The sequence below is a fragment of the Mesorhizobium sp. W050 genome (assembly GCF_054719535.1).
Genome location: NZ_JBTTIH010000001.1, coordinates 2,963,288 through 2,977,863 on the forward strand (window position 1 = coordinate 2,963,288; position 14,576 = coordinate 2,977,863).

At 63.2% G+C, this 14,576-nt stretch carries 11 protein-coding genes; 7 read left to right on the top strand and 4 right to left on the bottom strand.

Annotation, left to right across the window (positions count from 1 at the left end):
• The first annotated feature begins 38 nt into the window (after nucleotides 1-38).
• The 3 genes from ACYG9Y_RS14410 (at nucleotide 39) to ACYG9Y_RS14420 (ending at nucleotide 2,443) form a co-directional block, all read left to right on the top strand.
• Nucleotides 39-509 carry an RDD family protein gene (locus ACYG9Y_RS14410; protein ID WP_023673020.1) on the top strand — a complete coding sequence of 157 codons (471 nt, stop codon included), beginning with the start codon at nucleotides 39-41 and terminating at the stop codon, nucleotides 507-509.
• Nucleotides 510-648: 139 nt separating this feature from the next.
• Entirely contained in the window at nucleotides 649-1,413 is a 765-nt protein-coding gene (locus ACYG9Y_RS14415) for an arginyltransferase (RefSeq protein ID WP_023682417.1), read from the top strand.
• Nucleotides 1,414-1,546: 133 nt separating this feature from the next.
• The gene (locus ACYG9Y_RS14420; protein ID WP_023739301.1) at nucleotides 1,547-2,443 is read left to right on the top strand and encodes a DMT family transporter; all 897 of its coding nucleotides are present in this window, start codon (nucleotides 1,547-1,549) and stop codon (nucleotides 2,441-2,443) included.
• On the opposite strand, the gene ACYG9Y_RS14425 is transcribed toward ACYG9Y_RS14420, so the two are convergent.
• Both ACYG9Y_RS14425 and parC read right to left on the bottom strand, forming a co-directional pair.
• Complete coding sequence (locus ACYG9Y_RS14425) at nucleotides 2,431-3,645, bottom strand: AI-2E family transporter (protein WP_023739300.1); 1,215 nt, start codon at nucleotides 3,643-3,645, stop codon at nucleotides 2,431-2,433. The genes ACYG9Y_RS14420 and ACYG9Y_RS14425 overlap by 13 nt on opposite strands.
• 281 nt (nucleotides 3,646-3,926) lie before the next feature.
• Entirely contained in the window at nucleotides 3,927-6,179 is a 2,253-nt protein-coding gene (parC, locus tag ACYG9Y_RS14430) for a DNA topoisomerase IV subunit A (RefSeq protein WP_023739299.1), read from the bottom strand.
• A gap of 404 nt (nucleotides 6,180-6,583) precedes the next feature.
• Here parC and ACYG9Y_RS14435 point away from each other — a divergent pair, with 404 nt between their 5' ends.
• Nucleotides 6,584-7,774 (top strand): hypothetical protein, encoded by a 1,191-nt coding sequence (locus ACYG9Y_RS14435; protein WP_023739298.1) that lies wholly within the window; start codon nucleotides 6,584-6,586, stop codon nucleotides 7,772-7,774.
• Nucleotides 7,775-8,004: 230 nt separating this feature from the next.
• On the opposite strand, the gene aspS is transcribed toward ACYG9Y_RS14435, so the two are convergent.
• Both aspS and ACYG9Y_RS14445 read right to left on the bottom strand, forming a co-directional pair.
• Nucleotides 8,005-9,792, bottom strand: a complete 1,788-nt coding sequence (aspS, locus tag ACYG9Y_RS14440; RefSeq protein ID WP_023739297.1) for an aspartate--tRNA ligase — start codon at nucleotides 9,790-9,792, stop codon at nucleotides 8,005-8,007.
• A 130-nt stretch (nucleotides 9,793-9,922) separates the two neighbouring features.
• Complete coding sequence (locus ACYG9Y_RS14445) at nucleotides 9,923-10,702, bottom strand: DeoR/GlpR family DNA-binding transcription regulator (protein WP_245264399.1); 780 nt, start codon at nucleotides 10,700-10,702, stop codon at nucleotides 9,923-9,925.
• Between the two features lie 90 nt (nucleotides 10,703-10,792).
• Between ACYG9Y_RS14445 and ACYG9Y_RS14450 the strand changes: the two genes are divergently transcribed.
• From ACYG9Y_RS14450 to rnd, 3 genes are all read left to right on the top strand, one after another.
• Nucleotides 10,793-11,995 (top strand): MFS transporter, encoded by a 1,203-nt coding sequence (locus ACYG9Y_RS14450; RefSeq protein WP_023739295.1) that lies wholly within the window; start codon nucleotides 10,793-10,795, stop codon nucleotides 11,993-11,995.
• A gap of 105 nt (nucleotides 11,996-12,100) precedes the next feature.
• Complete coding sequence (locus ACYG9Y_RS14455) at nucleotides 12,101-13,345, top strand: MFS transporter (RefSeq protein ID WP_023739294.1); 1,245 nt, start codon at nucleotides 12,101-12,103, stop codon at nucleotides 13,343-13,345.
• 75 nt (nucleotides 13,346-13,420) lie between these two features.
• A complete protein-coding gene (gene rnd / locus ACYG9Y_RS14460) occupies nucleotides 13,421-14,572 on the top strand; it encodes a ribonuclease D (protein ID WP_023682426.1) in 1,152 nt (383 codons plus the stop codon).
• Nucleotides 14,573-14,576: the final 4 nt, after the last annotated feature.

The window sequence follows — 14,576 nt, forward strand, 5'->3', positions numbered from 1 at the left end:
GGCGCACCCTAGCGTGGCGCCTGTTGCGAGGACATGACATGAACGCGCGCGTACTTGACGGCGAAATCATCACCAGCAGGCTCGACGACGTCAGGGCCTATGACGGTGTGCGCACGCGGCGCATCCTGGCCTTCATCATCGACTATTGCATCGTGGCGCTGCTCACCATTCCGTTCGCGATCCTGGTGGCCGTGCTTGGCCTTTTGACATTCGGTCTTGGCTGGGCGCTGTATTCCATCCTCGTGCCGGCGGTCGCTATTCTCTACATCTGGAACACGCTGGGCGGTCGCAACCAGGCCACGTCAGGCATGAAGATGATGGGCATTCGGCTCGATCGTCTCGACGGCAGCCGTATCGACGGCCTCACCGCCGTTGTCCATTCGGTGCTGTTCTGGGCGAGCACGGTCATCCTGACGCCGCTCGTCCTCCTGGTGACGCTGTTTTCCGATCGCAAGCGCACACTGCACGACCTGCTGCTTGGCACGGTCGTCAGCCGCAGCGACCGTTGAACCGGCGTTCAACCGGGGCCAACAGGCATTTGTGCGCAAATGTGAAGGGGTCCGCTCAACCCCGCCCTCACAATCCTGTTGAATTTTTCGCCAGCCAAGCCAAAGGTAGAGCGATTCGCAGGAGTGTTCCCAAGGTTCGATGACGCACCATCCGACCCAGTCGCCGCAGTTCTTCCTGACCGCGCCATCGCCGTGCCCGTATCTCGAGGGCCAGTTCGAACGCAAGGTGTTCACGCATCTGGTCGGCGACAAGGCGCCGGAGATGAACGACCTGTTGACGCAAGGTGGTTTCCGGCGCTCGCAGAACATCGCTTACCGTCCCGCCTGCGAGACCTGCCGCGCCTGCGTCTCGGTGCGTATCCTGGCGCAGGAGTTCACCGCCAGCCGCAACATGAAGCGGGTGATCCAGCGCAATTCCGATCTGATCGGCGCCATGCACGACGCGCAGCCGTCGACCGAGCAGTATTCGCTGTTTCGCGGCTATCTCGACGCTCGCCATCGCCGCGGCGGCATGTCCGACATGACGGTGCTCGACTACGCCATGATGGTCGAGGATACCCATGTCGACACCAAGGTGATCGAATACCGGCGCCGCGGCCCCGACACATTCATCACCGGCAAGGGCCAGGGCGAGCTGATCGCCGTGGCGCTGACCGACAAGATGGCCGATGGCCTGTCGATGGTCTATTCCTACTTCAATCCCGAGTTCGAGGACCGTTCGCTCGGCACCTTCATGATCCTCGACCATATCGCCCGCGCCCGGGCCATGGGCTTGCCCCATGTCTATCTCGGCTACTGGGTCAACGGCTCGCGCAAGATGAACTATAAAATGCGCTTCATGCCGCAGGAGCATCTCGGCCCGAAGGGCTGGGAACGCTACGATCACGAAGCGGTCACGCGCTGATTTTCCTTCTTACCAGATCCTGATCTAAACATTTTCAGCCGAGACGATGCTGGTCTTTCCGCCTGTTGGCCCGCCTGTTGGCGGGGCGATTGCGCCGACCGGCATCTGCTCAAATCATTGCGAAAGCCGTTGCATGTCCTCTCACAATGCCCACACCAAAGGACTTCTGCTCACCGCGCTTGGCGGGCTGGCGCTGACCACCGACATTCCCCTGATCCGGCTCGCCCATGGCGAAGCCTGGACAATTCTTTTGCTGCGCACCGGCTGCACCTTCGTGGCAGGGCTGATCGTATGGGCCATCTGGCGCTCGTTCAGCAAGAATGCTCCGCAGCTGATACCCGGCTGGTCGGGGCTCGTCGTCGCCACCCTCTACGGGCTCGGCGCAATCGCCTTCATCACCGCCGTCTACAACACCTCGACCGCCAATCTGGTTTTCATCCTGGCCTTCTCCACCATGTTCTCGGCGCTGCTGTCGTGGCTGTTCCTGAAGGAGCGACCGCAGCCGCTGACGCTTGCGGCAATGGCGCTGATGATCGTTGGCATCGCGATCATCGTCGGCGATTCCGTCGGCACGGGATATCTGTTCGGCGATGTGATGGCGCTGTGTTCGGCCTTGGCGATTGCCTGCGCCATCACCGTTTCACGCGCCAGCGGCAGGGATATGGGATTCACCGCGCTGACCGGCGTCCTGCTGCCGTTCGGGCTGGCGGCGCTCATGGTCTCCAAGACCGGTTTCCAGGTGGAGGCGCCATGGTGGATCATCTTCAACGGTGCCGTCATCATGCCGTTCGCCTTCTTCTGCCTGGCCAACGGGCCGAAATACATTTCAGGCCCGGAAGTGGCGATGTTCTATCTCCTGGAAACGGTTCTGGCGCCGGTCTGGATATGGATGATCTTTGCCGAGACGCCGTCGCGCAACAGCCTGATCGGCGGCGTGATCCTGATCGTCACGCTGGTCGCTCATTCCCTGTGGCAGTTGCATGAAGGGCGCAAGCGCCGGGCAGCGCTCGCCGTCGCCTACCCAGCCTGACTTTTCTTCGCCGGGCCGGCGACAATCTCGATCTGCGGCGGCCCGCCTTCGAGCTCGGCCGCCGCGTCGGGAACGGTGTCTTCGGCCAGTTCCACCTCGCGCAGCCATTCGCGCCATATCGCCACCAGCAGCGCCATCAGCACGGGGCCGATGAACAGGCCGAGAAAGCCCATCGTCTTGACGCCGCCGATCAGGCCGAAAAAGGTGGGCAGGAAGGGCAATTTGATCGGTCCGCCGACCAGCTTCGGGCGCAAGGTCTTGTCGACGATGAACAGTTCCACTGCGCCCCAGATGAACAGCGCCAGACCCGCCATCGGCGAGCCGCTGGCGGCGAGGTAGATCGACACAAGCGTAAACGACAGCGGCGCGCCGCCGGGGATCAGCGCCATCACGCCGGTGAGCGCACCGAGCGTCACCGGCGACGGCACGCCGGCCAGCCAGTAGGCGATGCCCAGCACCAGCCCCTCGCCGATGGCGATCACGGTCATGCCGGTGACGGTGGACGAGATCGTTGCCGGTACGACGCGCGAAATCCGCTCCCAGCGTGCCGGCAGGATGCGTTCGCCGAGCCGGTCGATCTGGCTGGCAAAGTGTTCGCCGTCGCGGTAGGCGAAGAACAGCGCGATCATCATGAACAGCAGCGTCAGCAACAGGCCGAAGGCGCTGCCGCCGGCAGCCAGCACGCCGCGATAGATGCTGCCGATATTGGCGCCGCTGACCAGCTGGATCAGCTCGCCGATGCCGCCGGGATGGCCGAAATTGTCGATCCACTGTTCGTTGAGCCACTCGCCGACGACAGGCAGCGAGGTGATCCAGTGCGGTGTGACCGCGCCGTGCCTGTTGGTCTCGATCGCCCAGCCGACCCATTCGCGGACCTCGTTGATGGCGTAGGTGCCGGCGAGCGCTATCGGCACCACCAGGAAGGCGAGGATGAACAGGATGGCGAGCGTCGCGGCGACGGTGCGGTTACCGCCGACACCGGCAAGCAGCCGGCGGTAGAGCGGCCAGCTGGCAAAAGCAATGACGAGGGCTGCCAGCACGGGAAACAGGAACCCGTGGAAGAAATAAACACCGGCGGCGACGATCAGCACCAACAGCCAGCGCGCCGCCGACAGCGGCGGAATGACGGCGGATCGCAACGGTGTCGACAGGCCGAACAGGCGCTGCTGACGTTCCGGCTTCTGGATCTTCGCTTCCTTCAAACGGTCAATTCTCCCCGGCCTACACAGCGTTTGTGCACTGTCATAGTGCCGCAATCGTGACGATAGTCCAAATGGTTGGTGAAGCTGCCAATCTCCCCCCTTGTGGGGGAGATGTCCGGCAGGACAGAGGGGGGCGCGAAGGATCGCCAGCCTGGCACCCGACATTGAAGACCCAAGAGTTGCGACCGAGTGGCGGGCCATGACCATTCGATGCGCTGGCGGGACAGCGCCCCCCTCTGGCCTGCCGGCCATCTCCCCCACTTGGGGGGAGATCAGCAGCTTCAACCAAATTTCCCCGTCCGCGGGAATCCCTTCGGCACCATCCGTCCGGCCGACGCCCTCGCGCCGATCCATTCCGCCAGCTCCTCGCGCGACCTGACGAAGGTGCGGTCGGCGGAATCCTGCCAGGACAGCCCGCTCGCCAGCGTGAAGGGTTTCAGGTCGAGCAGACCGCCATCCTTGTATTTCTGCAGGCGAACGCCCTTGCCGCGGCCCATCTCCGGAATTTCGGAGAGCGCAAACACCAGCATCTTGCGGTTCTCGCCGACAATGGCGAGATGATCGCCTGACACCGGGACGCAGGCCTTGGCCTCGTCGGGCGCCTTGACGTTCATCACCTGCTTGCCCTTTCGGGTGTTGGCGACGACCTCCTCCTCCGGCACGACGAAACCATTGGCATCGTAGGAGACGAGCAGCAGCTTGCGCTTCGGGTCGTGGACGAAGGCGGTGACGATGTCCTGGTCGTTGTCCATGTCGACGATGATGCGGATCGGTTCGCCATGGCCGCGGCCGCCCGGCAGCCGGTCGGCGCCGATGGTGTAGAATTTTCCGCCGGTGGTGAAGACCAGGATCTTGTCGGTGGTCTGGGCATGGAAGGCGAGCTTGAGGCTGTCACCTTCCTTGAAGGTGAGCGTGGAATGGTCGGCCAAATGGCCTTTCATCGCCCGCAGCCAGCCCTTTTCCGAGACCACCACGGTGACCGGCTCGCGCTCGATCATGGCGTGGGCAATGTCGGTCAGATCATGCTCCGGCGCGTCGGCGAACTGGGTGCGGCGCTTGCCGAGTTCGGTCTCGGGGCCGAACTTGTCGCGAACCTGCGTGACTTCCCATTTGATCGTCGACCATTGCTTGGCGTCGGATGCGAGCAATGCCTCGATCTGCTTCTTCTCGGTGGTGAGACCGTTGAACTCCTTGCGGATCTCGAACTCTTCCAGCTTGCGCAGGGCCCGCAGCCGCATGTTGAGGATGGCTTCGGCCTGGGTGTCGGTGAGCGACCAACGGGCCATCATCACCTGCTTGGGCTCATCCTCCTCGCGGATGATCCTGATGACCTCGTCGATGTTGAGATAGGCGATCAGGTAGCCGGCAAGGATTTCCAGCCGCTTCTCGATCTCGCCAAGCCGATGCTTCGAGCGGCGGATCAGCACATCGCGCCGATGGTCGAGCCACTCCTTCAGCACGCCCTTCAGCGACAGGACGTTAGGCACCTTGCCGCGCGACAGCACATTCATGTTAAGCGGGAAGCGGCTTTCAAGTTCGGTCAGCTTGAACAGCGATTCCATCAGAATGCCGGGATCGACCGAACGGCTCTTCGGCACGAGCACAATGCGGACGTCCTCGGCGCTTTCATCCCTGACATCCTCGAGCAGCGGCAATTTGCGCGCGATCAAAAGCTCGGCGATCTTCTCGATCAGCCTGGCCTTCTGGATGCCGTAGGGGATTTCAGTGACGACGATGCTCCAGGTGCCCCTGCCCTGATCCTCCTGACCCCATTTGGCGCGCACGCGAAAACCGCCGCGGCCGGTCTCATAGGCCTCCAGGATGGAAGCGCGGCTGTCGACGATGATGCCGCCGGTCGGGAAATCCGGTCCCTGGACGAACTCCATCAGCTTTGTCACCGGCGCGTCCGGCTGCTCGATCAGCTGCAGCGCCGCGTTGCAAAGCTCGGCGGCATTGTGCGGCGGGATGGACGTGGCCATGCCGACCGCAATGCCGGAGGAACCGTTGGCGAGCAGATTCGGGAAGGCGCCGGGGAGCACTACGGGCTCCTCATCCTCCTCATTGTAGGTTGGCCGGAAATCGACGGCGTCCTCGGTGATGCCGGCAAGCAAATCGCTCGCCACCTCGGTCATGCGCGCCTCGGTATAGCGCATGGCGGCGGCGTTATCGCCGTCGATATTGCCGAAATTGCCCTGCCCGTCGACGAGGGGATAGCGCATGGAGAAATCCTGCGCCAGGCGCACCAGCGCGTCGTAGATCGACTGGTCGCCATGCGGATGGAACTTGCCCATCACGTCGCCGACAATGCGGGCGCATTTGGCAAAGCCCTGGTCGGGGTTGAGCCTGAGCAGCCGCATGGCATGCATGATGCGGCGATGCACAGGCTTCAGCCCGTCGCGCACGTCAGGCAGCGCCCGGTGCATGATGGTCGAGAGCGCATAGGCGAGATAGCGCTCTTCCAGCGCCTTCTTCAGATCGACCGGTTCGATGTGGTCACCGCCGCCATTTTCAGGCGGCAAAATCCTTTTTCCCATGCGGCTGGACTAGCCGAGCGGGTGATTCGCGGCAAGGCGAGGCTGCGGAAATCCGCACTTTGCAGCCTTTGGGCTTACGAGGGTGGCTCAAGGTCCGACAATGGATGTGACGGACTTCATGTTCCCCCTTGCCGTCCCTGTGCAACAGCAACGGTAGCAGTGCTGTTGCCAACCAACATCAATCTGTTACACGCCCTCTCTAAGGCAGGACACGGTACGCAGGGGAGCCCGACCTTCATGACATATTCACCGCATCGGGCGAAGGCTCCCGCTCCGATTTGCCTTTCGCCGTGATTTTCGACAAATCTGCGGGAAAGCGCCTTTTTCCCGTCCAGTTCGTCACGGAATGGTGATGGCGTAGAATTGAGAAAACACTTTTTCAGGACTCTCTCAGGGAACTCGCGATGACAATCCAACGTTCGACACTCAAGAAACTTGCTTTTTCGACCTTTTTGTTGACGCTGCCGCTGAATGCCGCCTTTGCGCAAGACACGGCGGTTGCCGACCGACTGAAGGCCGCACTTGCCGTCCAGGGCGTCGATATCACCTGGACCGGCGTTACCGGCGACAATTCCAGCATGGTGCTGCAGGGCGTGTCGGTCAAACCGGCGGCCGAAAAGGAATCGCTGCCGATCGGTGACGTCAAGCTCGAAGGCGTGACCGAAGCCAATGGTGGCTTCGATGTCGCGACCATCACGACTTCGGCCTTCGAGCACAGCAAGGACGGCGTCACGCTCAACCTCACCCCCTTCGTCATCCACGACGCCAACATCCCGGCTGAGGGCGCTACAGGCCCGCTCGGCTCGATGATGATCTACAAGTCGGCCGAACTCGAAAACCTGACGATCAAGGTTGCCGACAAGACCGCCTTCTCGGTGGATGGGCTTGCTGTCCAGATCACGCCGCCGGCCGACGGCAAGGCGATGGAGTTTTCCGCCACCACGGAAAAGTTCAACGCCGACCTGACCCTGGTCGACGATGCGAAATCCAAGGAAGCCATCGAGGCCCTCGGCTACCAGAACATCTCGGGCAATATCGAAATCGGCGGCACCTGGCAGCCGAGCGACGGCAAGATGGACCTGTCGAAATACGACATCTCGGTCGAGAATGCCGGCACGCTCGGCATGACCTTCGGCCTCGGCGGCTACACGGTCGACTTCGTCAAGTCGCTGCAGGAGATGCAGAAGAAGATGGCGGCGCAGCCCGAAGGGGCTGACAATTCGGCGCAAGGCATGGCCCTGCTCGGCCTGTTGCAGCAGCTCTCCTTCAACAGCGCATCGATCCGCTTCGATGACGATTCGCTCACCGGCAAGGTGCTTGAGTATGTCGGCAAGCAGCAGGGCATGTCGGGCAAGGACATCGCCAACCAGGCCAAGGCGATCGTGCCGTTCGGCATGGCGCAGCTCAACAATCCCGAACTGACCGCCGAAGTGACGGCCGCGGTGAGCAAGTACCTCGACGATCCGAAGAGCCTCGAGATTTCGGCCGAGCCGCCGGCAGCGGTGCCGTTCGCGCTGATCATGGCCGGCGCCATGTCCAACCCGGCCGACCTGACCAAGACGCTGGGCGTCCACGTCAAGGCCAACGAAGACTGATCGAAGTTCGCTCCCTTCTCCCCGTCACTATACGGGGAGAAGGTGCCGGCAGGCGGATGAGGGGCGGCGCCAACGCCTGCAAATTGTAGTTCGATGCTGAACCGATTGTCAGAAGGCGCCAACTGCTAAGGCCGTTCGCCAATTGCCTGCATGCGTGCTGCCCCTCATTGTCCTGCCGGACATTTCTCCCCGTATAGAGACGGGGAGAAAGGGCAGCTGCAACGCTGCCGTCAGTCCTTCTTCACTGCCGCGACACGCAGCGACAGATCACGCAACTGCTGCGGCGAGGCTTCCGAAGGCGCGTTCATCAACAAATCGTAGGCCTGCTGGTTCATCGGGAACATGGTGATCTCTCGCAGGTTCTTGGCGCCGACCAGCAGCATGACGACACGGTCGACGCCGGCCGCCATGCCGCCATGCGGCGGGGCGCCATACTGGAAGGCGCGGTAGAGGCCACCAAAGCGTTCTTCCACCGTGGCGCGGTCGAGGCCAACCGTCTCGAACGCCTTGACCATGGTTTCCGGCAAATGGTTGCGGATACCGCCAGAGGCGATCTCGAAGCCGTTGCAGACCATGTCGTACTGGAAGGCCTTGATGCCGAGCAGGTCGTCGCCGTTGAGCGCGTCGATACCGCCTTGCGGCATCGAGAACGGGTTGTGGGCGAAGTCGATCTTCTTCTCCTCCTCGCTCCATTCGAAGAACGGGAAGTCGACGATCCAGCACAATTCGAAGCGCTCGCGGTCGACAAGGTTCAGTTCTTCGCCGGCACGCGTACGCGCGGCACCGGCGAAGGTGACGAACTTCTTCGGATCGCCGGCGACGAAGAAGGCGGCGTCGCCATCGGCAAGGCCGAGCTGCTGGCGGATCGCCTCGGTGCGCTCCTCGCCGATGTTCTTGGCCAGCGGACCGGCGCCTTCAAGCTTGTCGCCTTCCTTGCGCCAGAAGATGTAACCCAGTCCCGGCTGGCCCTCGCCCTGCGCCCACGAGTTCATGCGGTCGCAGAAGGCGCGGCTGCCGCCGGTCTTGGCCGGAATGCCCCACACTTCGGCCTTCGGATCGTTGGCCAGGATGTTGGCGAAGACCTTGAAGCCGGAATCGCGAAAATGGTCGGAGACGGCCCGCATCTCGATCGGGTTGCGCAGGTCCGGCTTGTCGGAGCCATATTTGCGCATCGCGACATCGTAAGGAATGCGCTGGAATGTCTGCGTCACCGGCTTGCCGTTGGCGAAGGTCTCGAAGACGCCGCGCATCACCGGTTCCATGGTCGACAGCACGTCGTCCTGCTCGACGAAGCTCATTTCGAGGTCGAGCTGGTAGAATTCGCCGGGCAGACGGTCGGCGCGCGGGTCCTCGTCGCGGAAGCAGGGCGCGATCTGGAAATAGCGGTCGAAGCCCGAAACCATGATCAGTTGCTTGTACTGCTGCGGCGCCTGCGGCAGCGCGTAAAAGGTGCCGGGATGGATGCGCGACGGCACCAGGAAGTCGCGCGCGCCTTCCGGCGACGAGGCCGTGAGGATCGGCGTCGAGAATTCGGTGAAGCCGACATCGGTCATACGCTTGCGCATCTCGGCGATGATTTTCGTGCGCGCCACGATGTTCCTGTGCAGCGTCTCGCGGCGCAGGTCGAGAAAACGGTACTTCAGGCGGATGTCTTCGGGATAGTCGGGCTCGCCGAACACCGGCAGCGGCAATTCCTTGGCTGCCGACAGCACCTCGATCTCGCGGGCAAAGATCTCGATCTCGCCGGTCGGCAGGTTGGCGTTGGTGGTGTCCGGCAGGCGCGCCTTGACCTCGCCATCGACGCGGATCACCCATTCGCCACGCAGCGTCTCGGCCACCTTGAAGGCGGGCGAATCCGGATCGGCGACGATCTGGGTCAGGCCGTAATGGTCGCGCAGATCGATGAACAGCAGGCCGCCATGGTCGCGCACGCGATGCACCCAGCCCGACAGGCGAACCGAAGAGCCGACATCGCTCTTTCTCAACTGGGCACAGGTGTGGCTGCGGTAACGATGCATTGTCATGTCAAAAGTCCGGGGTGCTGGGTTGTGGGCCGAGCGTCAAAGCCCGGTCCAAAATTTGCGCGAAAAGCGCATGGGAGGCCTGATTTGTCAAGGCAAGCCGGGTGATCCGGCGCAGGCCCATTGTTCAAGCGAAGTGGATTTCAGCGCCCTGGCGTTCGAAGTCGGCGAGGATCGCGGCCGGCGCGGTCTTTTCGACCACGAGATGGCGGATCGCCTCTGGCCTGGCGACCCGGTAGGGTGCGGCTGTGGCCAGCTTGTCGTTGGTTACAGCGATGACGATGCCTGCGCTGTTCTTGGCCATGGCCCGCTTTACCTCGGCCTCAGCCGAATCGAAGGCCGTGACGCCGCGCGACGCATCGAGACCGCAGGATCCGAGAACAAACAGGTCCGCGCCAAGTTGCGCGACAGCGGCAAGCGTGTCGGCGCCGACGCAGGCGCCGAGATGGCGGTCGAACCGCCCGCCCAGCACAATCAGTTCGACCAAAGCGTGGTCTGACAGGACGGAGGCAATTTCGAGCGAATTGGTGGCGACGGTCAGATCGATGTCGCGCGGGATGGCCCTGGCGATCGCGGCATTGGTCGAGCCGCTGTCGATGAACAGGGTCTGTCCGGGCGAAAGCAATGCCACGGTCGCGCGGGCCAGCCGCGTCTTTTCTTCGACCGCATGACCGGCGCGCAGGCCGACCGGCGTGGCCGCGAAGGGTGCGGTCGCGACCGCACCACCATAGACGCGGCGGCACTGCCCGGCCTTGGCCAACTCCCTGAGGTCGCGGCGAACCGTGTCTTCCGAAACGCCGAAGCGGCCTGCCAGCTCGCCGGCCAGCACCCTTCCCTCGACGGCCAGGCGATCGCGAATAATTTGATGCCGCTCATCGGTCAGCATTGCATGATCCTGTTTTTTCATGCACGTTCTTGCACGATTTGCATGTTTGTGCAAGATGTAGGCATATCAAACAGTGACAACCGTCGACTCTCTTGCCTTGAAAGCATCTTCATGACCTTTGGCCTCCGCCTCGCTCCGCAACACCGGGTCTACGCCGGCTTTGCGATCTATTCGTTCGCCATGGGCCAAATCTTCCCGCGGCTGCCCGACATCAAGCATGCCATGGGCATAGGAGACGGCACGCTCGGGCTCAGCCTGATCGGGACGCCGATTGGCACCTTGACCGCGCTGACGCTCGCGGCGCCGATCCTGGAGCGCATCGGCTTCCGCCGCGCGCTGCTCGGGCTGGTGCCGCTTTTGTCGGTTGTCTTTGCCATTGCCGTGCATGCGCCTGGGCCGCTTGCGCTGTTCCTGATGCTGTTTCCGGTCGGCCTGATGATCGGCAGCGTCGAGATCATTCTCAACGTCGAGGCCGACAGAACCGAATTCCTGCTCAAGCGCCGGATCATGAACCGGGCGCATTCGTTCTGGAGCATTGGCTTTTTCGGCGCTGGCCTGTTCGGCGCCGCGCTTGCGCATCTCGGCATATCGCCGCAACTGCACCTGGCGATTGTCGTACCGATGGTTGCGACAGGAATCGCGCTGTTTCTCGGCGGTTACGAACCGGCGCCGAGCCGCTTCGCCGGCAATGACGAGACGGCGCCAAGGCTGGCGCGGCCGACGCTGCCTATCCTCGTCCTCGTCGCGGTGACGCTGTCGGCGATGCTGATGGAAGGCGCCAGCATCGACTGGTCGGCAATCTACATGCGCACCGTGTTCGATGCGGGCCCTTTCGTCGCCGGTTTCACGGTGGCGCTGTTTGCATTCTCGCAAGCGGCCACGCGCTTCTTTGCCGACTCCTTTGTCGACCGCCACTCGCCGAGCGGCGTGGCGCGGGTGCTGCTGGCGACGATGGCGGTCGGCGTGCTGCTCGTCTTCTTCTCGCCTGCCCCGCTCGTATCGATGCTGGGCTTTGCGCTACTTGGCATTGGCAGCAGCGCGATCTTTCCGCTGGCGATCTCGGCGGCGGCCCAACGCACGGACCGCTCCGCGGCAATCAATGTCGCGGCGCTGTCGCAGATCTCCTTCGTCGCCTTCCTGCTCGGCCCGCCGTTGCTCGGCTTCGTCTCCGACCATTGGGGCATCCGTTCGGCCTTCGGCATCGGCATTCCGTTCATCATCCTCAGCCTGCTGACCGCCGGCTCGCTTGGCCGAAGGGCGTCCCGCCCGGCCGCACAAGCGGATGAGGCTTTGACGAGGGCTCACGAAGCCTGAACGGCCCTACCTGAAAGCCACACACCTGTTGGCGGCGGGATAAGCCACTGGCATTGGCCACACCGATGGTTCAGAACTGTGGAGCCACCTAAGCAACGGTTCCGTATGTCCTCCATCCGCCCGCTGATCCCGCTCCTCATCGCCGCCGGCATCCTGCTTGGCGGCAACGGGCTGCAGGGCACGCTGATCGCGTTGCGCGGCGCGCAGGAAGGGTTTTCGGCCTCCGACATCGGCCTGATGGGCACGTTCTATTTCGCCGGCTTCCTGCTTGGTTGCCTCGCAGTCACCCGCATCCTCAAGGCAGTCGGCCATGTCCGGACGTTTTCAGCGCTGGCCGCCATCGCCGCGGCCAGTACGCTGCTCCTGGTGCTGGTGATCGATCCGGTGATGTGGTGCGCGGTGCGCTTTGCCGGCGGTTTCTGCTTTGCCGGCCTGTTCACCGTCATGGAAGCCTGGCTGAACTCCGGCGTCGAAAACAAGGATCGTGCGCGGGTGCTCGCCATCTACCGCATGGTCGATATCGGCTCGGTGACCGGCGCGCAGTTCCTGATCCCGATCTTCGGCCCCGGCGGCTTTGCCATCTTCGCCATCATGTCGATGATGATCACGCTGTCCCTGGTTCCGGTGTCGCTCGGCGACCGCTCCAACCCGACGCCGCCCGAAGACGTCAAGCTGGACCTCGCCCGCGTCTGGCGGATTTCGCCGCTCGGCTGCTTCGGCTGCATCTGTGTCGGCGTCACCAACAGCGCCTTCCGCACGCTGTCGCCGGTCTATGCCGAGCAGATCGGCATGTCGGTCGCCGATGTCGTCACCTTCGTCAGCGTCGGCATTTTCGGCGGCGCCCTTATCCAGTATCCGCTCGGCTATCTCTCCGACCGCTGGGACCGGCGCTCGGTGCTTCTGGCCACGACATGCGGCGCCATGTTCGCGGCGCTGGCGCTGGCCTTCGTCGCCGGCGCCGATCCGACCCTCAATTTGATCATCGTCTTCATCTTCGGCAGCTTCGCCATGCCGCTCTATTCGCTGTCGGCGGCGCATTCCAACGACCGCGCCGACAAGGGCGAGTTCGTGCTGATCAATGCCGCCTTGATGCTGTTCTATTCCTTCGGCGCCATCGGTGGCCCCTTCGCGGCGTCCGCAGTGATGCAACATTTCGGACCGGGCGCCCTGTTTGTCTTCAGCGCAGTCGTCTACGCCACCCTCATCGCCGTCATTCTCTACCGCATGCAGGTGCGCGGCAGCGTGCCGGCGGGCAAGCGCAGCCGCTTCACGGCGCTGCTGCGCACATCGACCGTCTTCGCGCGGCTGGCGCGCAGAAATGGCGATTCCGACGGATCGGCCGATACTTGACCGAAGGGCGGCTTGACGAAAGCGCCCATGGCTGAAATTGAAAGAGAACCTTACCCGTTACTAAAAAGCGATTTGATGCACGTCATCACCACCCAAAATGAGCTCGAGTCCGTTCTCGCCGCTTTTGAAAAGTCGGATTTCGTCACCGTCGACACCGAATTCATCCGCGAAACGACATTCTGGCCGATTCTGTGCCTGATCCAGATGGCGGCGCCCGGCGTGACCGCGCTGATCGACCCGCTGGCGCCCGACATCAACCTCGCCCCGTTCTTCCGGCTGATGGCCAATGAGGCGGTGGTCAAGGTTTTCCATGCCGCGCGCCAGGACATTGAAATCATCGTCCATCTTGGCGATCTGGTGCCGCATCCGGTGTTCGACACCCAGGTCGCGGCCATGGTGTGCGGCTTCGGCGACAGCGTCTCCTACGATCAGCTGGTGCAGCGCATCACCGGCGCACGGCTCGACAAATCCTCGCGTTTCACCGACTGGCGCCACAGGCCGCTGTCGGACAAGCAGCTCGACTATGCGCTGGCCGACGTCACCCATCTGATCGACGTCTACAAGCATCTCAGCGCCGAACTGGAGCGGGAAAACCGCGCCCATTGGCTAAACGAGGAAATGGAGGTGCTGACTTCGCGCGAGACCTACGATCCGCACCCCGAAGACGCTTGGAAGCGGCTGAAGATGCGGCTGCGCAAGCCGCAGGAGCTGGCGATCGTGCAGACGGTGGCGGCATGGCGCGAACGCGAGGCGCGCGAGCGTGACGTGCCGCGCGGCCGGGTGCTCAAGGACGACGCCATATACGAGGTCGCCCAGCAGGCGCCGCGCGATGCGGCAGCGTTGGGCAAGCTGCGCACGACGCCGAAAGGCTGGGAGCGTTCGTCGACGGCTACCGCATTGCTTGGCGCGGTCAACACGGCGCTCGCTTTGCCCCGCGAAGAGATGCCGAAGCTGCCCAAGAGCTTTCAGCCGCCCGAGGGCTCCAATGCCGCCTCCGAGCTGCTGAAAGTTCTGTTGCGGATCGTCGCCGAGAAGGAAGGCGTCGCCTCGAAAGTGCTGGCGTCCAGCGACGACATCGACCGCATCGCCGCCGAGGGCGAGGATGCCGACGTGCCGGCCCTGCAGGGCTGGCGACGCGCCGTGTTCGGCGAAGCCGCACTGAAGCTGGTGCGCGGCGAAATCGGCATCAAGTTCGACAAGCGCAAGATCGCGGTGTTCGATTTGTAGACCC